The organism is Acinetobacter halotolerans (genome assembly GCF_004208515.1).
Taxonomy (GTDB): Bacteria; Pseudomonadota; Gammaproteobacteria; order Pseudomonadales; family Moraxellaceae; genus Acinetobacter; species Acinetobacter halotolerans.
In genome coordinates this window covers 190,783-211,990 of sequence record NZ_SGIM01000002.1, presented here as the reverse complement: position 1 = coordinate 211,990, position 21,208 = coordinate 190,783, and the positions used below count along the sequence as shown (strand labels likewise).

At 39.6% G+C, this 21,208-nt stretch carries 22 protein-coding genes and 1 tRNA gene; 4 read left to right on the top strand and 19 right to left on the bottom strand.

The features are described 5' to 3' along the window. Positions 1 to 41 precede the first annotated feature (41 nt). The 4 genes from EXE30_RS03100 to uvrB all read right to left on the bottom strand — a co-directional run bounded on the left by EXE30_RS03100 (position 42) and on the right by uvrB (position 5,498). Positions 42 to 1,499, bottom strand: coding sequence for a glyceraldehyde-3-phosphate dehydrogenase (locus EXE30_RS03100; protein ID WP_130161153.1), 1,458 nt, complete (start codon positions 1,497 to 1,499; stop codon positions 42 to 44). Between the two features lie 223 nt (positions 1,500 to 1,722). Beyond that, positions 1,723 to 2,661, bottom strand: coding sequence for an EamA family transporter RarD (rarD, locus tag EXE30_RS03095; protein WP_130161152.1), 939 nt, complete (start codon positions 2,659 to 2,661; stop codon positions 1,723 to 1,725). Between the two features lie 107 nt (positions 2,662 to 2,768). After that, the gene (locus EXE30_RS03090) at positions 2,769 to 3,353 is read right to left on the bottom strand and encodes a lipocalin family protein (protein WP_130161151.1); all 585 of its coding nucleotides are present in this window, start codon (positions 3,351 to 3,353) and stop codon (positions 2,769 to 2,771) included. A 120-nt stretch (positions 3,354 to 3,473) separates the two neighbouring features. Continuing rightward, positions 3,474 to 5,498: an excinuclease ABC subunit UvrB gene (gene uvrB, locus EXE30_RS03085; protein WP_130161150.1), complete on the bottom strand. Its 2,025-nt coding sequence runs from the start codon at positions 5,496 to 5,498 to the stop codon at positions 3,474 to 3,476. 203 nt (positions 5,499 to 5,701) lie between these two features. Between uvrB and EXE30_RS03080 the strand changes: the two genes are divergently transcribed. Both EXE30_RS03080 and EXE30_RS03075 read left to right on the top strand, forming a co-directional pair. Continuing rightward, on the top strand, positions 5,702 to 6,499 hold the full coding sequence (locus EXE30_RS03080) for an A1S_2505 family phage non-structural protein (protein ID WP_130161149.1): 798 nt from the start codon (positions 5,702 to 5,704) through the stop codon (positions 6,497 to 6,499). A gap of 104 nt (positions 6,500 to 6,603) precedes the next feature. Continuing rightward, positions 6,604 to 7,779: a S8 family peptidase gene (locus EXE30_RS03075; RefSeq protein WP_130161148.1), complete on the top strand. Its 1,176-nt coding sequence runs from the start codon at positions 6,604 to 6,606 to the stop codon at positions 7,777 to 7,779. A gap of 51 nt (positions 7,780 to 7,830) precedes the next feature. Here the strand turns inward: EXE30_RS03075 and EXE30_RS03070 are convergent, their stop codons facing one another. Further along, the gene (locus tag EXE30_RS03070; RefSeq protein WP_130161147.1) at positions 7,831 to 8,010 is read right to left on the bottom strand and encodes a hypothetical protein; all 180 of its coding nucleotides are present in this window, start codon (positions 8,008 to 8,010) and stop codon (positions 7,831 to 7,833) included. Positions 8,011 to 8,224: 214 nt separating this feature from the next. Here EXE30_RS03070 and EXE30_RS03065 point away from each other — a divergent pair, with 214 nt between their 5' ends. Beyond that, complete coding sequence (locus EXE30_RS03065; protein WP_130161146.1) at positions 8,225 to 9,460, top strand: pyridoxal phosphate-dependent aminotransferase; 1,236 nt, start codon at positions 8,225 to 8,227, stop codon at positions 9,458 to 9,460. 70 nt (positions 9,461 to 9,530) lie between these two features. Here EXE30_RS03065 and EXE30_RS03060 read toward each other — a convergent pair whose 3' ends face one another. Together EXE30_RS03060 and EXE30_RS03055 are read right to left on the bottom strand one after the other, a co-directional pair. Further along, the gene (locus EXE30_RS03060) at positions 9,531 to 9,956 is read right to left on the bottom strand and encodes a GFA family protein (protein ID WP_130161145.1); all 426 of its coding nucleotides are present in this window, start codon (positions 9,954 to 9,956) and stop codon (positions 9,531 to 9,533) included. A gap of 117 nt (positions 9,957 to 10,073) precedes the next feature. Beyond that, positions 10,074 to 10,505: a hypothetical protein gene (locus tag EXE30_RS03055; RefSeq protein WP_130161144.1), complete on the bottom strand. Its 432-nt coding sequence runs from the start codon at positions 10,503 to 10,505 to the stop codon at positions 10,074 to 10,076. Between the two features lie 236 nt (positions 10,506 to 10,741). On the opposite strand from EXE30_RS03055, the gene EXE30_RS03050 reads away from it, so the two are divergent. Next, a tRNA-Asn gene (locus EXE30_RS03050) sits at positions 10,742 to 10,817 on the top strand. Positions 10,818 to 10,900: 83 nt separating this feature from the next. On the opposite strand, the gene EXE30_RS03045 is transcribed toward EXE30_RS03050, so the two are convergent. The 12 genes from EXE30_RS03045 to EXE30_RS02990 all read right to left on the bottom strand — a co-directional run bounded on the left by EXE30_RS03045 (position 10,901) and on the right by EXE30_RS02990 (position 21,003). Further along, on the bottom strand, positions 10,901 to 11,581 hold the full coding sequence (locus tag EXE30_RS03045; RefSeq protein WP_130161143.1) for a TonB family protein: 681 nt from the start codon (positions 11,579 to 11,581) through the stop codon (positions 10,901 to 10,903). 45 nt (positions 11,582 to 11,626) lie between these two features. Next, positions 11,627 to 12,292, bottom strand: a complete 666-nt coding sequence (gene miaE, locus EXE30_RS03040; RefSeq protein ID WP_130161142.1) for a tRNA-(ms[2]io[6]A)-hydroxylase — start codon at positions 12,290 to 12,292, stop codon at positions 11,627 to 11,629. Positions 12,293 to 12,296: 4 nt separating this feature from the next. Beyond that, complete coding sequence (gene pdxJ / locus EXE30_RS03035; protein WP_130161141.1) at positions 12,297 to 13,025, bottom strand: pyridoxine 5'-phosphate synthase; 729 nt, start codon at positions 13,023 to 13,025, stop codon at positions 12,297 to 12,299. A 56-nt stretch (positions 13,026 to 13,081) separates the two neighbouring features. Further along, positions 13,082 to 13,789, bottom strand: a complete 708-nt coding sequence (gene recO / locus EXE30_RS03030) for a DNA repair protein RecO (RefSeq protein ID WP_130161140.1) — start codon at positions 13,787 to 13,789, stop codon at positions 13,082 to 13,084. Positions 13,790 to 13,804: 15 nt separating this feature from the next. Further along, the gene (locus tag EXE30_RS03025) at positions 13,805 to 13,999 is read right to left on the bottom strand and encodes an NF038104 family lipoprotein (RefSeq protein ID WP_130161139.1); all 195 of its coding nucleotides are present in this window, start codon (positions 13,997 to 13,999) and stop codon (positions 13,805 to 13,807) included. A gap of 29 nt (positions 14,000 to 14,028) precedes the next feature. Continuing rightward, on the bottom strand, positions 14,029 to 15,054 hold the full coding sequence (gene era / locus EXE30_RS03020; protein WP_130161138.1) for a GTPase Era: 1,026 nt from the start codon (positions 15,052 to 15,054) through the stop codon (positions 14,029 to 14,031). Between the two features lie 4 nt (positions 15,055 to 15,058). Next, on the bottom strand, positions 15,059 to 15,754 hold the full coding sequence (gene rnc, locus EXE30_RS03015; protein WP_130161137.1) for a ribonuclease III: 696 nt from the start codon (positions 15,752 to 15,754) through the stop codon (positions 15,059 to 15,061). Continuing rightward, positions 15,723 to 16,100, bottom strand: a complete 378-nt coding sequence (locus EXE30_RS03010; RefSeq protein ID WP_130161136.1) for a DUF4845 domain-containing protein — start codon at positions 16,098 to 16,100, stop codon at positions 15,723 to 15,725. The genes rnc and EXE30_RS03010 overlap by 32 nt, the downstream gene beginning before the upstream one ends. A gap of 28 nt (positions 16,101 to 16,128) precedes the next feature. After that, positions 16,129 to 16,992: a signal peptidase I gene (gene lepB / locus EXE30_RS03005; RefSeq protein WP_130161135.1), complete on the bottom strand. Its 864-nt coding sequence runs from the start codon at positions 16,990 to 16,992 to the stop codon at positions 16,129 to 16,131. A 77-nt stretch (positions 16,993 to 17,069) separates the two neighbouring features. Beyond that, positions 17,070 to 18,887: a translation elongation factor 4 gene (lepA, locus tag EXE30_RS03000; protein ID WP_130161134.1), complete on the bottom strand. Its 1,818-nt coding sequence runs from the start codon at positions 18,885 to 18,887 to the stop codon at positions 17,070 to 17,072. Between the two features lie 155 nt (positions 18,888 to 19,042). Beyond that, complete coding sequence (locus EXE30_RS02995) at positions 19,043 to 19,507, bottom strand: acyl-CoA thioesterase (protein WP_130161133.1); 465 nt, start codon at positions 19,505 to 19,507, stop codon at positions 19,043 to 19,045. A gap of 119 nt (positions 19,508 to 19,626) precedes the next feature. Continuing rightward, positions 19,627 to 21,003, bottom strand: coding sequence for a Do family serine endopeptidase (locus EXE30_RS02990; RefSeq protein ID WP_130161132.1), 1,377 nt, complete (start codon positions 21,001 to 21,003; stop codon positions 19,627 to 19,629). Positions 21,004 to 21,208: the final 205 nt, after the last annotated feature.

Here is a 21,208-nt window from a genome sequence, read left to right as displayed (position 1 = left end):
CCCAGTCGAAACTGGGTTTTATTTTTTAACTAAACAAAAAATTATGCATTTGTTTCAGCAGGAATTTTTGTATAGTTTACGCCACACATTTGCTCTGCGATACGTAATACTTGGCAGCTATAGCCAACTTCATTATCGTACCAAACGTAAGCAGTTAAACGAGTACCAGAGGTAATTGTTGCTTGCGCATCAAACACACCTGCAGTACGTGAACCAATGAAGTCACTTGATACCACTTCAGATGAGTTGGTATAGCCAATTTGACCTTGTAGATTAGAATTAATCGAGATTTGACGAATGTATTCGTTCACTTCTTCACGATCAACTTCTTTTTCTAAGTTCAAGTTCAAGATTGCAAGAGAAACGTTTGGTGTAGGAACACGAACAGAGTTACCTGTTAGCTTACCTTTCAATGCAGGTAAAGCTTTAGCAACTGCTTTCGCAGCACCTGTTTCAGTGATGACCATGTTCAATGTTGCAGCACGACCACGACGATCAGCTTTATGGTAGTTATCAATCAAGTTCTGGTCATTTGTGAATGAGTGAACTGTTTCAACATGACCATTCAATACTTTGTATTTGTCATCTAAAACTTTTAATACAGGGGTAATTGCGTTAGTGGTACAGCTTGCAGCAGAGATGATTTTGTCTTCATCTAAAATATCAGTGTTGTTTACACCAAATACCACGTTTTTCATTTCGCCTTTACTTGGTGCAGTCAATACAACACGAGCAACGCCTGGGCATTTCAAGTGTTGGCTAAGACCTTCAGCATCACGCCATTTACCCGTATTGTCGATTAAAAGTGCATTGTTGATGCCATAAGCGGTGTAATCTACTTCGCTTGGGCTTGATGCATAAATCACTTTGATGAAGTTACCATTTGCAATGATTGCTTCATTTTCCTCATCGACAGAGATCGTTCCAGCAAAAGTACCGTGGATAGAATCGCGACGTAATAATGAAGCACGTTTTGCTAAGTCACCATCAGATGATTTACGCACAACGATTGCTTTAAGGCTTAAACCACGACCTAAACCTGATTGGCTGATGATTAAACGAGCCAAGATACGACCAATACGACCAAAACCGTATAACACCACATCTTTAGGTTGTTCAGAAGTTGCCTTACCTTCGATAGATGCCACTGCTTTTGCAACAAAAGCGTCTACATCACCACCTTCATTTTTATATTCAACAGCAAGTTTACCGATATCAACTTCAGCAGAACCAATGTTTTCAACTTTCATTAACGCTTCCAAAATTGGGAAGGTATTTACAACTGAAAGCTCAACATCAAGCATACGTGTACGACGATGTGATTTTAAAATCTGGATTACTGAACGGTTTATTAAAGAACGACCGTAAACAGAAACAACAATATTCTTCTCACGGTATAATTGACCAATCAACGCAATCATGTGTTCCGCGATTTCTTCACGGTTTTTCCAACGGCCTTGATGTTCTGCGTGTAGGGCAACGATAGTGTCTTTGCTCACAGTTACGTCCTCTAATTTAATATCTATACTGGGCGTGAATTTTAAAAACGCCTAATTGTAATAGAATTATCATCAAGATTGAATCAAAAGCTGCTCAAGTTGTTGAGATTTTGTCGCAATCAGCCATAAATTCATAAAATACCTATAATTATTTTTGTGATTTTAGGTAAAAATCTTTCTCAATCATCGCAATAGCAGCAATCCATTTTAAAGCAATCGCTGTTTATTGGTCATCACCTAAGCGTTTTGGGTATTGTTTTAAATTAAGTTCCAAATGTTGCTTTCGTTGTCTCTGCTGAAATAAATGCACAGCACCTTCAATCACTAAGATCAGTACCGCCAACCAAATTGGAATATAGGTAAACCATTCTTCCGCGCCTATTTTCTCACCCAGTGCCAAGGAAACAAGAGCTAACAGCACGGGTTCTAAATATCCCAACAAACCAAAAATAATCAGTGGCAAATAACGACTGGCTAAAATGTAGCTTCCCAAACCAATTGCGCTTAAGAAACCAAGCCCCATGACAACAGCAATAAGACTTGGAGACTCGAAAAACTTCAAATATGGGGTATCCCCTGTTTGAATAAAGAAAATCGCGACAGGAAGGATCAATACTAAGTCCCACCAAAAACCACCTAAATTATCTGTTTGAATTTTTTTACGAATCACAAAATACGCAGTATAACCAATCGCGACTAAAGCGGTTTCCCAAGCAATACTACCTAAATGCCAAAATTCATGTCCCACGCCAAGCATCGCCAAAGCCACTGCGACACATTGAAATTTGGATAGTTTCTCACCGTACAGCACACTTCCTGCCAACACTAAAATCAGCGGTAATAAGAAATAGCCCAATGAAACTTGCAAACCACGACCATGCATTGGTCCCCATAGGAATAACCACAGTTGTACTGAAGTGAGTAATGAGGTCGTCATTAGAAACAATAACAAACTTGGCTTTGCCAAAATTCTTTTAAATATAGTCTTGATATGAATCAAGTCACCACTTAACCACATAAATAAAGTTAAAAAGGGCAACGTCGCTATGATACGCCAGCCAAAAGTTTGCTCGCTGTCAAATGCGCCTAATACTTCAGTGTAAAAAAATAAAACGCCAAAGGTTACAGAGGCCAAAACTGAGTAAATAATACCTTTGAGCATTTTGACCTCTATCTAGGCTAGAAAATATCGCTAGCGAATGCATGATTTATCCACTATATGCAAATAAAAAAACCATGCAAGCATGGTTTTTAGCAAATATAGCTTATTTAACGATATTCAGGATAAATCACATCACCAATATCATAACCAACCGTTTTGGCATAATTCAGATATTCATGAATAATTTCTTTATTCGGTGTTGGAGTCCGCGAAAGCACCCATAAATATTTGCGACGTGGTTCACCGACCAATACCGTCTGATACTCTTCATCTAGTTTTAGAATCCAATAATCGCCACGCCCAACTGGAATCCAACGTACACCTTCAGGTAAAAAACTAACACGCAATTTGCTGTTAAATGGCGCGTTTGCGATAAAGGCTTCACCTAAACTTTGCTGTAAATTTCCATCAACGTCATAGCATTTATTATCTACCACGATATTGCCATTTTCATTCACAGTATATGTGGCAGAGATGTTATAGGCACACTTACGCTCAAAAAACATCGGCTTACGCGCAACCTCATACCAAATACCTAAATATTTATCTAATTCTACTTTTTCAACGGTAGGCAACGGCTTTGATTGAGCATAAGCAAATGTGCCAATAGCCAAACCCGTTAGGACCACGCCCCCAACTGCAATTTTTGCTAAACGCCAACTCGATTTTGGGAAATTTTTAATCAATGACATGATAAATCCTCAAAACAGCAATTTGTTATAAATAGTCATATAGTTAGCTTATTAAGCTAGCCTATTTTATAAACAAAAACTGTTGAGAAATGTATCACTCTTGAGGATTTTTATCCTACATTAAGATTGCAACATATATGCTTTTAAACGAACAATTTCATCACGTAACCTTGCTGCCTGCTCAAACTGGAGCTCTTTAGAGGCTTTCAACATTTCCTTTTCAAGTTTACCGATATGCTTCGCGAACAATTTTGGATCAGATAAAAGGTGTTGTTCATCAGCACTCATTGCTTGAGCTTGATCAAGCACTTTGTCATCGATTTCATCATCAGTTAACACTTCGCCTGAATCAATTTCTTTGGTTGTCTGGCGCACGGTACTGCGTGGCGTAATACCATGCAATAGATTAAATTCAACTTGTTTTGCACGGCGTCGATCTGTTTCATCTATGGCTTTACGCATCGAATCAGTAATACGGTCCGCATATAAGATTGCTTTGCCTTTGACGTTACGTGCTGCACGACCAATGGTTTGAATCAATGATCGTTCTGACCGCAAGAATCCCTCTTTATCAGCATCTAAAATCGCCACCAAAGAAACTTCTGGCATGTCCAAACCTTCACGTAATAAGTTGATCCCGATCAGAACATCGTGTACCCCTGTTCTAAGATCATGGATAATTTTAACGCGTTCAACCGTATCAATGTCCGAATGCAAATAAGCAACTTTCACGCCATACTCTTTCAAATATGACGTTAAATCTTCGGCCATACGTTTAGTTAATGTCGTCACCAGCACTCGCTCATTCAAATGCTTACGAATATTAATCTCAGATAGAACATCATCGACTTGAGTCAATACTGGACGCACTTCAATTTCAGGATCAATCAAGCCCGTTGGACGCACCACTTGCTCTACGATCTGTTCAGATTTTTCCATTTCATAGCGTGCAGGAGTAGCACTGACATAAACAGTCGTCGGCACAATTCGTTCCCATTCTTCAAACTTCATCGGACGATTGTCCAGTGCGCTCGGCAAACGGAAACCATAATTCACCAAGTTTTCTTTACGTGAACGATCGCCTTTATACATCGCACCAATTTGGGGAACTGTGACATGTGATTCATCAATAATCAGCAAAGCATCTTCAGGAATATAATCAAATAATGTCGGCGGTGCTTCGCCTGATGGACGTCCAGAAAGATGACGCGAATAGTTTTCAATGCCATTGGTATAGCCTAATTGCTGCATCATTTCCAAGTCATAGCGCGTACGTTGTTCGATCCGTTGAGCTTCCAGCAGTTTGTCGTGTTCACGGAAAAACTTAAGCTGATCTTGCAACTCGTCTCTGATGGTATCAATTGCGCGGGTTAAATGATCTTTTGGCGTAACATAATGACTTTTTGGATAGATGGTAACTCGTGGGACTTTCCGTACCAATTTTCCAGTTAACGGATCAAACCAACGGATCGAATCGACTTCATCATCAAACAATTCAACGCGAATCGCATCCTGATCTGATTCCGCAGGGAAAATATCAATAATCTCACCGCGAATACGATATGTACCACGCAAAAACTCTAGTTCATTACGGGTATATTGCATCTCAACCAAACGACGGATGATGTCATCACGACCGATTCGATCACCTTGCACAATATGTAGCAACATCTGCATATACGCATTCGGATCACCCAAACCATAAATCGCAGAAACCGATGCCACAATAATCGCATCTCGACGTTCTAATAGTGCACGTGTTGCCGAGAGACGCATTTGATCAATGTGATCATTAATGGCTGAATCTTTTTCAATAAAAGTATCTGATGACGGCACATAGGCTTCGGGTTGATAGTAATCATAATAACTAACGAAATACTCAACCGCGTTGTTGGGGAAAAAAGATTTGAACTCCCCATAAAGCTGAGCTGCAAGGGTTTTATTATGTGCCATGACAATGGTTGGACGTTGGGTTTGGGCAATCACATTTGCCATGGTGTAGGTTTTACCTGAACCTGTAACGCCCAGTAGCAGTTGATTACGAAAACCTTGTTCAATGCCACTGACCAATTTTTCAATCGCCTGTGGTTGATCGCCTGCAGGTTGATAATTGGTGACTAATTCGAATGGTTGGTTTTCGCTCATAAAGATACTGTCATACTAAATTTTAGTTCATTCATTTTATGGGGATGATTGAGGATTACTCAATACTGAAATATTCACTATTATGTAGCAACCGCACAAAATGATAATAATCGTAGAACACCCTCACGTATTCATTTTTCTACTTGACCAACTACGCAATCAGTTGCAACATGAAACTTATACACAATTTTAATGATAAAAATATGTCTTACCAATACCACGATGAAAGTATAGTCACCGAACTCCCAGAAGATACTGTCTTTGTTTTTGGCAGTAATCTCGCAGGTCAACATGACAGTGGCGCAGCGCGTGTTGCCGCACAACATTTTGCAGCAGTGAAAGGTGTTGGACGTGGTTGGGCAGGTCAAAGTTTTGCCATTCCAACATTGAATGAACATATTCAGCAAATGCCACTTTCACAAATTGAGCATTATGTGAATGATTTTAAAATCTATGCAGAAAATCATCCCAAAACAAAATACTTTTTGACTGCTCTCGGTTGTGGAATTGCGGGTTATAAAGTGTCAGAAATTGCACCTTTATTTAAAGGGATTCATTCCAATGTTATTTTCCCTGAATCATTCCGCCCCTATATTGAAGAAGATGCGGTTTCACAATTTCCAAACTTAACGTCAGATATGGTCCATGCCTTTATCACCGATGACGTCATTTTCTATTTCAATCACGGATATGAATCCTTTAGTGAAGCTTTAGATAAAACCCGATTATCCCCTGCTGAAAAAGCCATTGCCTTAATTGTTCTGAATGAAGAACTATACCCACGTGATCGTTATGGACGAGGACGTGAACATGAAATCAACGATATTTTAGGTAAATTAAATGGAAAAATTTTCCATTTTCAAAATAACACTGAAGGCGCGATGATCTTTGTCAGTGTGATTATTGCGCTGATGGAACTTTATGACATAGATGAACAAGACTTCATCAAACTTTGGCGTGGCGAACTTGAGATTCAGCACCCGATTAATCGTCAGAAATAATCGGACTTACCCCCCCTATAAAGGAGTAACAATCTAAAAAAACTTAGCGACTGAAATCGCAGATAAAAATACGACCTAACATAAAAACAGAGATAACATTAAAAATGGAGATTCTAGTGATTATTCATCGGACACTTATTGCCTTACTTACGACAACATTCATCACTATAGCTCACGCGGCTCCCCCCCAAAATGCTCAACAAGCTCAAGGTGTGATTAAAGGTCAATACATTGTGACTTTTAATAAAACTGCTCAATCCCCCAAGGATCTTTCTTCTAGGTTGGCAAAATCTCATGGTGGCAAAGTTTTGTATGTGTATGAATCTGCACTACGTGGATTTGCTGTCTCGCTCCCTGAAAATGCATCTGTAGCATTTATCGAAGCAATGAAAAAGAACCCAAATGTATTATCTGTAGAACATGATGTAGTGATGAATATAGATAATACGACACAAAACAATGCAGTATGGGGACTTGACCGTATTGATCAAAAGACTCTCCCACTCGATTCCTCCTACACCTATAATCAAACAGGCTCAGGCGTAACAGCCTACATCGTGGATACAGGCATACTCGCATCACATCAGCAATTTTCAGGAAGAGTTCAATCTGGCTACACTGCTATTAGTGATGGCAAGGGCACATCAGACTGTAATGGGCATGGTACTCATGTTGCTGGCACGGTTGGAGGAACAACATATGGGATTGCCAAGAGCGTAACGTTAGTTCCTATACGTGTTTTGGCTTGTGATGGTGGTGGCTCTTCCAGTGGTGTTTTAGCTGGCTTAGACTGGATTATAAAAAATGGTAAAAAACCAGCTGTCGTCAATATGTCATTAGGTGGAGGTGTGAGTTCATCACTCGATAATGCGATTGTGACATTATATGACAATGGTTATACCCCAGTTGTCGCAGCAGGCAATTCAAATGCAGATGCTTGTAATGCTTCGCCAGCTCGAGAAAGTAAAGCCATTACAGTTGCAGCAACAGATAACATGGACACTCGAGCAAGCTATTCAAATTACGGAAGTTGTGTCGATATCTTTGCACCGGGTAGCCAAATTACTTCAGCATGGTATGACAGCAATACCTCCACCAGAGTCTCAAACGGAACCTCTATGGCAGCACCCCATGTGACAGGTATTATTGCTACGTTATTGCAAAACACACCTACGGCTACACCACAGAATATTACGACAAATTTACTCAAACAAGCGACGACCAATGTAGTAAAAAATGCTGCTGGTAGTCCAAATCGTTTACTTTATAAAACCCCTTAAACCTGCAACAAAAAAGGATACCTTTATTGAAGGTATCCTTTTAGGGTTTCTCTAGCGCTTGCCCATCGAACGACGAGTACCACGCGGTGGCATCCAAGTTCGATCTGCATATTGTTCAGGCTTTGGACGTACCTGATTATGCACAGCATCATCAGAGTCATCTTGTGCCGAAGGCATCGGGAAAGGTAATTTGACCAAAGCTTTTTTGGCTTTTGGTTGTTGATCACTCATTGAAATTCTCTCGAAATCTAAATTTCTACCCACTATTGTAATAGATTTTTATGATAATGATAAAAATAAAATATGAAAAAAATGAGAACCAAACCAATACTTACAATTTGGTAACTTTTTATACGATTAAGGCAGGTTTCAACCACAATCATTTCTATTTAAGCTAAGATAACATGCTTTTTTTATTTTTAATCCCATAAGAAGGAATAATGCCGTGGACGTACGTCTCTCTGATCGTGTCAATGCCATCAAACCATCTCCTACACTTGCAGTCACCAACAAAGCTGCTGAGCTTAAAGCTGCTGGTAAAAACGTGATTGGTTTAGGTGCAGGCGAACCAGACTTTGATACCCCTCAACACATCAAAGATGCTGCAATTGAAGCGATCAACAAAGGCTTTACAAAATATACAGCAGTAGACGGTACTCCAAGCTTAAAGAAAGCAATTATTGCAAAATTAAAACGTGACAATAATTTAGATTATCAAGCTAACCAAATTTTAGTATCTTGTGGTGGTAAACAAAGCTTCTTTAACTTAGCACTTGCTTTGTTAAACAAAGGCGATGAAGTGATCATCCCTGCTCCATTTTGGGTAAGCTACCCAGATATGGTGATTATTGCGGAAGGTACACCTGTGATCGTAAAGTGTGGTGAAGAACAACGCTTTAAAATCACCCCTGAGCAATTAGAAGCAGCAATTACAGCAAATACTCGTTTAGTGGTCTTAAACAGTCCATCTAACCCAACGGGTATGATCTACACTAAAGCTGAATTAGAAGCTTTGGCTGAAGTACTTCGTCGTCATCCACATGTCTATGTCGCTTCAGACGATATGTATGAACCAATTCGTTGGGAAGATGAGTTCTATAACATTGCGACTGTAGCGCCTGATTTATATGACCGTACCATCGTATTAAATGGTGTATCGAAAGCCTATGCTATGACAGGCTGGCGAATTGGTTATGCAGCAGGCCCAGCAAAAATTATTGGTGCAATGAAAAAGATCCAATCACAATCAACGTCTAACCCGACATCGATTTCCCAAGTTGCTGCTGAAGCGGCCTTGAATGGTTCACAAGATGTTCTTAAGCCGATGATTGAAGCATTCAAACGTCGTCACGACTTAGTGGTAAATGGCTTGAATGAAATCAATGGTATTTCTTGCTTAACAGCAGATGGCGCATTCTATGCTTACGCTAATATTCGCCCTTTAATTCGTGCCAAAGGTCTAAAATCTTGCACAGAATTTTCTGAATGGTTACTCGAAGAAACTGGCGTTGCTGTTGTTCCTGGCGACGCATTTGGTTTAGGTGGCTTTATGCGTATTTCTTATGCAACGGCTGACGAAGTTTTAGTTGACGCACTTGCACGTATCAAGCAAGCAGCGGATTCAATTGATGGTGTAGATGCAGCGATTGCCTCAATAGAAGCAGAAAAAACTGCCAAATAATCAACCTATTTGCTTTAAATAAAAGGAAACTTCTCAATGGAGTTTCCTTTTTTAATGTCCAATCAAACGTCTAATTCTGATCTGAAGATTCAGCATTGAACAAAGCAACAACATCAGCTTCGGTCAATTTCTTGGTTGAGTTTTCGAAAGCATAAAACTCAGGTTTGCAATCAATGTAGATTTCCATATCCAAGTTTAAGTCTTTCGGCTGTTCATTCAGTGAGAATACATTGATATTGCAGTAATTCTGGTCTTTAGTCCGCCAGAACAAAGTTGTACCACAAACATTACAAAAACCACGCTCACCCCAAGCAGATGAGTTGTAAACCGAAAGGTGATCTTGCTTAAGAAATTTTAGACTTCCCTGCTCAACATCAATCGTCATGATTACACCACTGGTCTGTCTACGGCAGATTGAACAATGGCAGACATGCACATCATGATTTTTTAATTCAACTTCAAAAATGGTTTCACCACAAACACATTGTCCATTCATTATAAATCCACCTTACTTTTAAATTATTCTGCATAAGTTCAAATAGTTTAAAACAAAGCATATTTTTAACAAACGGACAATTTGTAAAACCTCATGTTAAAAAATAATCTAAGTAAATTAAGCAATTGCCTTTTTTACTTTAAAATTTTTCGGTCGAGTACATAAATGACTGAATACCGCATATTGCCAAATACTCTTCACTTGTACTGTAACAATCTTCTCTTCTGCAACAGACCACGCCAAAGCTGTATTTGCGCCTAAAATCAATTCACCACCGAGTTGAAATAAATATATAGGGCTTTGTTGGTTTACGGTGAGTGGATTTTTTTGACTCAATAAATTGCGTGAATCTATGATTTTCCACTTATTACCGAACCATAACTGCAATAAATCACCCAAGAACAAAGCTTGCTGCTTAAAAGGAAAAGTATTGAGAAATGAACTTTCAACAGGCGTGTAATAGCGCTCAGGATCTTGGAGGATATCGAGATAATGTTCTTGATAAAAAGATAAATTTGAAAAAATAGATTGAATACGAAGAATAGTCATTTTGACCTCCGGTTTAGCCATTTTAGTGCTGGCAAGTAGGGTTAAATCCACACTGTCTAGATCAATGTCTAAACGTTCTTTCTGAATTAAATCTAGCAATCACATGTTCAAGTTTCAAGTATTTTTTTCGATTTAATGCTAATTGTGCAAATAAAAAGCATACAACACAAAAATGAAAGAAACATGGCAGTTTTAACTTGACCGATCTTAAAAGCCGCCTATAATGGCTGTCAGATTCTCCCATAGCTCAGTCGGTAGAGCGACGGACTGTTAATCCGCAGGTCCCTGGTTCGAGCCCAGGTGGGAGAGCCAAGATTCTAAAAAGCCCATATCACTGATATGGGCTTTTTTATGTGCCAAAAGAAAATTCCTATAATGGAAAATAATAGGAATATTTAATTTGCTCGGAATGATATGGTTATTTTCTTTGATTCCAACTCACCAAAGAAAGCATCTTTCTCATCATTAGTTAGTTTTTTTACAAGTGTTGAATAGCGAATAGCTTGTCTCGTTGAGAGATCAAAATCTCGACTTCCACTACTCTGGTGAACTTGTATTAAATCAATTGAATTATTCCTTGATATAACAAAGCTCACCACATTATTTAAGTTTTCACTATCAATAGGAACTTCCCATAGATCAATTATCTCTTTATGTAGCCTTTCTTCTATTAATTTTCTTCTCTCAATTATTGTTAAGACTGAATCATTCGTTTGATTATCATCAATATAAAATTTGAATGGCTGCTCAACTCTCATAGGATAATATTTACCGTTTATTTCATATGGATAGAAGCTAGATTTCTTAATTTCAGCAACAACGAAAGTATCTAGCTCTACAACATAACTACTTTTCTTAATTCTTGATGAAACTACTTCACCCTTCTCATTCACATCTATAACAACACTCAAGTCTCTGTTATGACCTTGTAGCATAGAATGGTTAAATGATATTTGTGGTAGCTTTTTCCATTTCAAGTTACGGCTATCAACATTGATGAACTCAATATTTTTAGCATAACTATTTTCTCCTAATACACACAGCATGACGAATGCCGTTTTAGATAAAAGTTTCATTTATAATTCTCAATAATTTTATTTTTATATCCATAACTCACTATCTCATCGTAATGAGATAGTGATCTTTGCTGGCACACCACTATGGAAACGGAAAGTATCATCTGGGCTTAAAATCAGATTCTTCTCCACTTCACGGATATACTCAATCCGTTGTTGAATGGTTTCTTCAGGATCTTTTAGTTTCGCCGTTTTCGCAACATCTAAAGCCAGCGCCAAATAATCCTCAAAGTGACGTGATTCTGATTTAAGCAAGTAACGATAGTAGCGACCGAGCTCATCATCAACAATTGGTGCAAGTGCATAGAATCGCTCACAAGAACGCGCCTCTACAAATGCCCCGATGATCATCACGTCAATCAAGGCCTCAGGTTCATAGGTACGGATTTCTTTGCGTAAACCACCTGCATAGCGCCCTGCACTCAACCCCTTCCATTCTTGACCACGTTTGTTCATAAACTCAAGAACCTGCTCATAATGCAGCATTTCTTCACGCACGAGCTGCGCCAACTTCACTTGTAAGTCAGTAAAAAAGCTATAGCGAAACATCAGGTTCATTGCCGTACTAGCAGCTTTCTTTTCACAATTCGCATGGTCTTGCATCAATATTTCAAGATTATTAATGGCTTCATCTAACCATGCTTGAGGTGTAGTACAACCTAAAAAACCAATCACAGGTTGCATCAACTCATCGTAATTCATACTACTCATCAACTTATCTCGCAGCAGCCTGAATCGCTGATTTCATCTCTTTTACCGCTTGAGCCAACCCGACAAATACACTATCTGCAATAATCGAATGCCCAATGTTTAATTCATGAATTTGCGGGATTGCGGCGATAGGCGCGACATTTTCTAGATTTAAACCATGTCCAGCATTGACCACTAGCCCCTTCGCAGCGGCGTATTCAGCACCTTTTACGATACGTGCCAATTCTGCTTGCTGTTGTTCATCCGTCTCCGCGTCGGCATAAGCACCTGTATGGATTTCAATGGTTGGCGCACCACACGCAACTGCCGCATCAATCTGGGCTAAATCTGCATCAATGAATAATGACACATCACATCCAATCGCTTTGAGTGCTTCTGTCGCAGCTTTAACTTTTTCAAAATGACCAACCACATCCAAGCCACCCTCTGTTGTCACTTCTTGGCGGCGTTCAGGCACAAAACACACATGTTGAGGCTTAATTTCTTTGGCAAACTCAACCATTTCATCGGTGACTGCTAATTCAAGGTTCATGCGTGTCTTCAATAGTGGACGCATGCGACGAACATCATCGTCTTGTATATGACGACGATCTTCACGTAAATGTAAGGTTATGCCTTCTGCACCTGCTTGTTCACAGACCAATGCTGCCTGTACAGGATCAGGGTAAGTTGTACCACGTGCTTGTCTTAATGTCGCAACATGATCAATGTTTACACCTAATATTGCAGCCATAAAAATATCCTATTGTTTTTCACCCTAAAGCACTTAAAAGTTTTGCTTTTGAATGATTAAGTTTGAGTATTCTGAATCCAAAGTTGACGGCTTTTCAGCGGTCGATCACCCAACAATGAGCTAATCATTTGACGGTATAGTTTACCCAATAATTGCAATTGTTCGTGAGAAAAATCCTGTCCTTGTTCATAACTGAGCATGGATGCAATTAGAGCACCATCTAGCGTTGAACGTGAGGCTTTTGCAACAGGCATAAAACCATCATTAAGCTGAAATTGATAATGCTGAGATGGTTGAACTTGTTGCTGGCTAGCATCCACTGAGAAATCAATTGCATAGCCTAGCTCTTGCAATAAAACATGCTCAAATTGACGCAAAATTTGACGCAAAAACAAAGATGCTTGTTCATGTGACGCAAGTAGCTGTAACTGCAATAAAACCATTTGATATTGTTGAAATGTTTGTGGCATCGCTTCTTCTAGAGAGCACAAACGCAAAATGACTTCATTAAGATAAAAACCAGCAAAGAAAGCATCGCCATGAAAAAAAACCGGTTGATTTAAAATTTCCAACTTAGTGAAATTTTTAAGTTCAGATTTGCCTGTGGCTTGCACACGAATCGGTTGGTATTGGGGTGGCGGAGTCTGTCTCAATATTCCATCCACCCGACCATATTCCTGTGTAAACAAATGCACAATATGGCTTTTTTCTCGGTATTTACGATGATGAATTAAATATCCATGCAAGACTTCATTGCGCATCATAGCATGCGACTCATCCTAGTCCTTTGCATCCTTTTTTTCATCATCCTCACCATCAGGAATCACAGCACCCACCACAGCCGCTGTGCCTTTCACAACGCCCTTAGTGGTTTTATAAGCAACTTTAACAGGTACAGTCACAACTTTATGAATACACCCTTGCAGCATGAATAAACATGTCACAATCGCCATTACTCGTATTGTAGTTTTCATACCTGTTTCCATTGTCTCAAAAGATTATTTTAAATATCGCTATAACCCAAACTCTTTAGTGCACGCTCATCATCAGACCAACCACCTTTTACTTTGACCCAAAGTGTCAGCATAATCTTTTGTTCAAACATTCTTTCCATGTCTGCACGAGCATCCATACCGATACTTTTCAGCTTCGCACCTTTGTCACCAATCACAATGGCTTTTTGACCTTGGCGTTCTACAAAAATGGTCGCATCAATATAAGTACAAGCAGACTTCAATTTACCGGTCTTTTCATTGATCACTGCTTCTTCAGTTTTAAATGATTCAATCTGCACGGTTAAATCATATGGTAGCTCTTCACCTAACTGACGCATAATTTTTTCACGGATAATTTCACTTGCAAGGAAACGTTCTGAACGATCCGTGATCTGATCCAATGAATATAATGGTGCTTGATAAGGTAAGTACTTTTCAATGGTGTCACGCAAATGATCTAGATTTGCACCACGCAAAGCTGAAACTGGTACAATTTCAGCAAAGTTCATTAATTTGGCACGTTCACGAATCAGTGGAAGTGCTTCATTTTTATTTTCAAAAGTATCAAGTTTGTTGATCACCAAAATCACAGGCATTTCTGCGTTTTTAAGTTTCTCTAAAACAAGTTCGTCGTTTTGAGTCCACTTTTGTGCATCAACTACAAATAAAACCAAGTTCACATCACGCAACGCAGAATGTGCTGCACGGTTCATCATTTTATTGATCGCACGGACTTCTTTTTTGTGCATCCCAGGGGTATCAACAAATACCGCTTGTGATTTTTCACGCGAATCAATACCCACAATTTTATGACGAGTGGTTTGTGGCTTACGTGAAGTAATCGAAAGTTTTTGTCCCAACAAGTGGTTCATCAACGTTGATTTACCTACATTTGGACGACCTACAATTGCGACAAAGCCGCTTTTGAAATCCGAAGGAATGGTGACTTCTTTAGAACTAAAAAATTGATCAACAACATTTTGATCATCTTGTGGTTCAGTCGTTTCTGATTGATTGTCATTTGAATGAGACATCAAGTTATTGCTCCAATAATTTTAAAATTTCAGCCGCCGCTGTTTGTTCAGCGAATCGACGACTTGAGCCCTCACCATGGATTTTAGGCAAACCATCAATCAAACATTCCACCGTAAAATGTTGATTTGGCGCATCGCCCTGAATATCTACAACCTCGTAAACTGGGAGAGGTTTTTTACGTGCTTGTAAATACTCTTGTAAGCGTGATTTCGGGTCTTTGAGTTGATCTGTGGGTTCAATATAATCAAGGTATGGTTCATACCATTTTAACACAATGCTTTGTAGCTGATTCAGATCATTACAGTCTAAATAAATCGCACCGATAATCGCCTCAACCGTATCCGCAAGAATAGATTCTCGATGATGACCACCAGATTTTAACTCACCAGTACTTAAGATTAATGACCGACTGAGCTGTAAATCATTGGCGATTTTACCTAGCGCCTCTTGTCTCACAAGCGTCGCTCGCATACGCGTCAAACGCCCTTCATTTTCTAAAGGGTAGACCTGATAAAGGTAGTTGGCAATGATCATTCCCAATAATGAATCGCCTAGAAATTCTAGGCGTTCATAATTGTGTTTATGGCTAACAGAGCGGTGGGTTAAAGCCAGTTTCAACAAATCAACTTGTTTAAACTGGTGACCGATTCGCCCCTGTAACCGACTATCACTGAGCTTGTTTGGCAGATTTTTGGTCAAAAGTCTTCTCAAAAGTCATCACTAAACTAATATTGAGCATGAAAGGCTTCCGCACTTCATACTTTTTGTTTACGATCAAATCATCTTTATATGTGGCTTGTGCGACATCCTTAAAACGAAGATCACGTATTCCATTCATATCCAAACGCTGATCCATCTGAGATGCAAATTTACTCGGCGTCATATTTTGAGGGCTATCTTTTAATAGTCCCTCAATTTGACTGTCGATCACTTTGTCATCCCAGTATGCTGGCCAAATTGCAATCGCTGCTTTCACAGCAACTGCGAATAAAACCACCCCAAATAAAATTGCGATATACGAAGTCCCCTGCTGAGATTTACGCATCTTTATATTTCCTATCTGTTTTTATTTATTAGTCAATTTTAGCATTTCGGTTAAAACTTGGAAGTTTAAAACCAGGTTCTTTATGCATCCATACATAAAAAGCACGACCTGTTAAGTTTTCTTCAGGTACAAAGCCCCAAAAACGGCTATCTGCGCTCTGATCACGGTTGTCACCCATGGCAAAATACTGACCCTCTGGCACAGTGACTTCCCAATCTTGCCCTTGACTCTGAATAAACACGTCATTGGCTTTGGCAACAAATGGTACCAATGCATCCGCACCTTTCGCTTGTGCAAACTGATAGGTTTCAACTAAAGAATTGCGTCCATCTATATAGCGAACTGAATACTGATGGTCACCTAAAGTTTCCTTAAAGTAAGAAACTGTTGGTGTTTCCAATAGATCTTTTTCACGCTTAACTTCGGTCGAAACTTTGGCAACCTGCTCACCATTAATCACCAACTGACCATCTTTATATTGAATATGATCGCCTGGCAAACCAACAACGCGCTTAATATAACTAATGGTAGGTTGTGGTGGATAACGGAAAACAATCACTTCACCGCGTTTTGGCTCACCAACATTGATCACTTTGGTATTTACAATCGGCAGACGCACACCGTAGTCAAACTTATTGACCAGAATAAAATCACCAATTTCTAAGGTTGGAACCATAGACTCAGAGGGAATATTAAACGGTTCATATAGGAACGAGCGTAAAACAAGTACGATTGCGAGCACTGGCCAAAAATCATATGCCCATGTAATGATAAAATTTTCCTGATCTCGCCCTTTGTTTGCACGATGTTTAAGCACAAACTTATCCAGCAACCACACCAAGAAAAAAATAAGTGTGGCAGGTACCAGAATCAAATTAAAATCAAAATCCACACACCCTCACTTGCAGCCGACAAGCTGCTTGTCTTGGGCTGGACAAAGCAATACTTTGTTTTGCCAGCCACATTTCTTTATCTTTCAACTTTCAACACAGCTAAGAACGCTTCTTGTGGGATTTCAACACTTCCCACTTGTTTCATACGTTTCTTACCTTCTTTTTGTTTTGAAAGTAACTTTTTCTTACGTGACACATCGCCACCATAACATTTTGCCAATACGTTTTTACGCATCGCTTTTACAGTAGAACGTGCAATGATTTGCGCACCTATGGCTGCTTGAATCGCCACATCGTACATTTGACGAGGGATCAGGTCCTTCATCTTCTCAACCAGTGCGATACCACGGTGACGTGCATCATTACGATGACAAATCATCGCTAAGGCATCCACCTTTTCACTATTAATTAACACATCAACCTTAACTAAGGCTGAACTTTCGAAACGCACGAAGTTGTAATCAAGTGAGGCAAAACCACGTGAACAAGATTTCAATTTATCAAAGAAATCCATCACCACTTCAGCCATTGGAATTTCAAAAGTAAGTGAAACTTGATTGCCCAAGAATTTCATATCCTTTTGTACACCACGACGTTCAATACACAAGGTCATGACATTGCCTAGATATTCCTGTGGCACAAGAATATGACATTCAGCAATTGGCTCACGCAAATCTTCGACCGTTGAACCATCAGGCATCTTCGATGGACTATCGATATAGATGATATCGCCTTTCTTGGTCAGTGCTTCATAAATCACAGTAGGCGCAGAGCTAATCAAATCAAGATCATACTCACGCTCTAAACGCTCTTGTACGATTTCCATATGTAGCATTCCCAAGAAGCCACAACGGAAACCAAAACCTAAAGCATCTGAACTTTCTGGTTCAAAAAACAAAGCAGAATCATTAATTTGTAATTTTTGTAGTGCTTCGCGGAAGGGTTCAAAATCACTGGCATCAATCGGGAATAAGCCCGCATAGACCTGTGGTTTAACCTTTTTAAAACCAGGCAACATCGGAACATCTGGAGTGCTTGATAAAGTAATGGTATCACCCACTGGTGCACCAAAAATATCTTTAATTCCGGCAATAACAAAGCCAACCTCACCCGCTTCGAGTATATCGGTTTCACTATGTTTTGGATTAAACACACCCACAGACGTTACTGGATGCGTCTGACCTGTTGATCTCACCAACATTTTGTCGCCCTTACGGATACGACCTTGTTTAATACGAACAAGCGAGACAACACCTAAGTAATTATCAAACCACGAGTCAACAATTAAAGCTTGTAACGGCGCATCACGATCACCTTCGGGTGCAGGAATCACATCCACCAAACGCTCTAAAACACCTTCAACGCCTAAACCTGTTTTTGCTGAACACGTCGGTGCATCTGTCGCTTCAATACCAATAATTTCTTCAATTTCATGGATGACGCGTTCAGGCTCTGCTTGAGGTAAATCAATCTTGTTTAAGATTGGCAATACTTCTAAACCTTGCTCAATTGCGGTATAACAGTTCGCCACTGACTGAGCTTCAACGCCCTGTGCAGCATCCACAACCAACAATGCACCTTCACATGCAGCCAAAGAACGCGAAACCTCATAAGAGAAGTCCACGTGTCCAGGGGTATCAATAAAGTTCAGTTGATATTCTTGACCGTTTGGATGGGTATAATACAGCGTAACTGACGCAGCTTTAATGGTAATCCCACGTTCGCGCTCAAGCTCCATAGAGTCCAGTACTTGAGCCTGCATCTCACGATCTTGTAAGCCACCACACATTTGAATAAAACGGTCAGCCAAAGTTGACTTACCATGGTCAATATGAGCAATAATCGAGAAATTGCGTATATTTTTGATATCTACGGATTTTTTAGCTTTCGCCATGGGTTACCTTGAGAAAATAGAACGCTCTATCCTTTAAAAAAGCGATGAGCCAAAGCGGTTTAACAAAATTGTTAGGGATTATAACAGAACGACCTTTCAAAGTATTCAAAATAATGATGCCTATTTAAGAGCAAATAGAAGCATCTTATTTAGGTTTAAACTGAAGAAATCTGTTCATAAGAAACCGAAAAATCCATCGGATTCAAATTGTTTGAGATAGGTTGATACGCCTGAGTAAAACTAGGTGACATACGCTTTGGACGACCTGTTGCAATTTCGATACAGGCCCATTTGGTATTCGCAATAAACAAAACACTCTGATCTTTTGGACGATAAAATGCGTACTGACGAAACGAATACAGCGCATTAATATCATCTAGCCATGTTCTTAAAATGACATCATCACTTTCAAGTGCAGCCTTTCGATATTGCACATGATGTTCGACTGCAACCATGGCATGTTTAAATTCTAAATACTGCGCCAAACCTAAGCCTAATGTTTCAATATGCGCAGCCGCAACATCTTGCATCCACTGCACATAGACCACGTTATTGACATGACCCAACACATCAATATGTTCAGGTTGAACCTGTATTTTTAAATCAAAAATCGTACTCATAATTCAGCAATAACTTTATCAATTCATGTGCAGTTGCACACAGTAATCCAAACCCATCGATATTACAAAATAAAAACCACTCTAATGTAGAGTGGTTTTTATAAGATTATTTGACATATTTATTGGAGACGTAGACCCAATATTGCACGCTGTCCTTGACGAATAATTGCAACACGCGCAACACTTCCTTTTGGCAAGCCAGTAATCGTTTTAGCAAAGGCCTGACTGTCCTTGATCGCAATACCATTGACTTGTAGGATCACATCGCCAGCAACAATATTTGACAATGAAGCTAAACCACCACGTTTCACTTCTTGTACTAAAATACCGCCAGATATATCTAAGCGAGATTGCTCAGCAGGCGTCAGATTTCGGATACTCATCCCCAATCCATTGGTTGGATTATTTTTATCTTCGGCTGCGGGCGTGTCATCTGGCGCTGTACTTAGTGTTGCTGAAACGGTACGAACTTTATCATCACGTAAAACATCTAATCGAATCGTTTGATTCGGTGCAGTACGGTTCAGTGTATAAAGTAAATCACTAGTACGAGAAATAGTTGCGCCATTTATTTTTAAGATTACATCACCTGATCTTAAACCCGCTTTTTCTGCTGGAGATTTTGGTGAAACTTGAGTAACCAATGAACCTTCAGGTTTTGGTAATTTATATGCCTCAGCCAAATTACGATCAATATCTTGGAGCATGATGCCCAGATAAGAGCGAGTCACTTTACCATTTGTTTTCAGTTGCTGAACCACATCCATCGCAACATCAATCGGAATCGAGAATGACAAGCCCATATAACCGCCTGTACCACTAAAAATTCGAGAGTTGACGCCGACCACTTCACCGCGTTGGTTAAATAATGGACCACCAGAGTTACCCGGATTTAAAGCTGCATCAGTTTGAATAAAAGGAACTGAGGTCTCACCACTCATATTACGTGATTTTGCACTGACGATCCCTGCTGATGCGGAATAATCAAATCCAAAAGGAGAACCAATGGCCAGAACAGGCTCACCGACTCTGAGCTGGTTTACATCACCCACTCTTAACTCAGGGAAATTCGCCCCTTCCACTTTAAGTACCGCGACATCGGTCCTTTCATCACTTCCCACCAATGTTGCGTCAAACTCACGACGGTCATTCAAAGTGATGCTGATACGTGAAGCATTTGAGATCACATGATGGTTTGTCACCAAGTAGCCATCTTTACTGATAAAAAATGCACTACCAAAAGCTGTTTTTTCTTGCGGGCCTTGGCGTTGAGGAATAATCACTTGATTGCCAAAAAACCGTCGTAAAATTTCTGGAACCTGTTGTTGTAATAACTCTTCCTGAGTCATTTTTTTCACAACATTGACACTCACCACAGCAGGACTAACCTGCTCAACTAGATTTGAAAAATCTACTGGCGCTGCAGCATTGACTTGAGCAGCGGCAACTGTAAATACCGCAGCATACATTCCTTGTTGTAAAAAGCGACTTTTCATGAAGCAAGAACCTACAGACTGATGATCAAAAAAAATTTTTAGATTATGTTTTTAGCATATGCCCACTCATATTTTCGTAAAAATATGTTTATCTTTTCAAGATATAAACAGGTGTCGCTGATGAAAATGTGAATAAATAGTCAAAATACCGAACATCACTCATGCTTTTATTTTCGAGCGTATGGAATCACCAACAATAGCCCCA

Coding starts and splice junctions, on each gene's coding strand:
- rarD (WP_130161152.1), bottom strand. CDS start 2,661: ATGCTCAAAGGTATTATTTACTCAGTTTTGGCCTCTGTAACCTTTGGC.
- EXE30_RS03090 (WP_130161151.1), bottom strand. CDS start 3,353: ATGTCATTGATTAAAAATTTCCCAAAATCGAGTTGGCGTTTAGCAAAA.
- uvrB (WP_130161150.1), bottom strand. CDS start 5,498: ATGAGCGAAAACCAACCATTCGAATTAGTCACCAATTATCAACCTGCA.
- EXE30_RS03080 (WP_130161149.1), top strand. CDS start 5,702: ATGTCTTACCAATACCACGATGAAAGTATAGTCACCGAACTCCCAGAA.
- EXE30_RS03075 (WP_130161148.1), top strand. CDS start 6,604: ATGGAGATTCTAGTGATTATTCATCGGACACTTATTGCCTTACTTACG.
- EXE30_RS03070 (WP_130161147.1), bottom strand. CDS start 8,010: ATGAGTGATCAACAACCAAAAGCCAAAAAAGCTTTGGTCAAATTACCT.
- EXE30_RS03060 (WP_130161145.1), bottom strand. CDS start 9,956: ATGAATGGACAATGTGTTTGTGGTGAAACCATTTTTGAAGTTGAATTA.
- EXE30_RS03055 (WP_130161144.1), bottom strand. CDS start 10,505: ATGACTATTCTTCGTATTCAATCTATTTTTTCAAATTTATCTTTTTAT.
- EXE30_RS03045 (WP_130161143.1), bottom strand. CDS start 11,581: ATGAAACTTTTATCTAAAACGGCATTCGTCATGCTGTGTGTATTAGGA.
- miaE (WP_130161142.1), bottom strand. CDS start 12,292: ATGAGTAGTATGAATTACGATGAGTTGATGCAACCTGTGATTGGTTTT.
- pdxJ (WP_130161141.1), bottom strand. CDS start 13,025: ATGGCTGCAATATTAGGTGTAAACATTGATCATGTTGCGACATTAAGA.
- recO (WP_130161140.1), bottom strand. CDS start 13,789: ATGATGCGCAATGAAGTCTTGCATGGATATTTAATTCATCATCGTAAA.
- EXE30_RS03025 (WP_130161139.1), bottom strand. CDS start 13,999: ATGAAAACTACAATACGAGTAATGGCGATTGTGACATGTTTATTCATG.
- era (WP_130161138.1), bottom strand. CDS start 15,054: ATGTCTCATTCAAATGACAATCAATCAGAAACGACTGAACCACAAGAT.
- EXE30_RS03010 (WP_130161136.1), bottom strand. CDS start 16,100: ATGCGTAAATCTCAGCAGGGGACTTCGTATATCGCAATTTTATTTGGG.
- lepA (WP_130161134.1), bottom strand. CDS start 18,887: ATGGCGAAAGCTAAAAAATCCGTAGATATCAAAAATATACGCAATTTC.
- EXE30_RS02995 (WP_130161133.1), bottom strand. CDS start 19,507: ATGAGTACGATTTTTGATTTAAAAATACAGGTTCAACCTGAACATATT.
- EXE30_RS02990 (WP_130161132.1), bottom strand. CDS start 21,003: ATGAAAAGTCGCTTTTTACAACAAGGAATGTATGCTGCGGTATTTACA.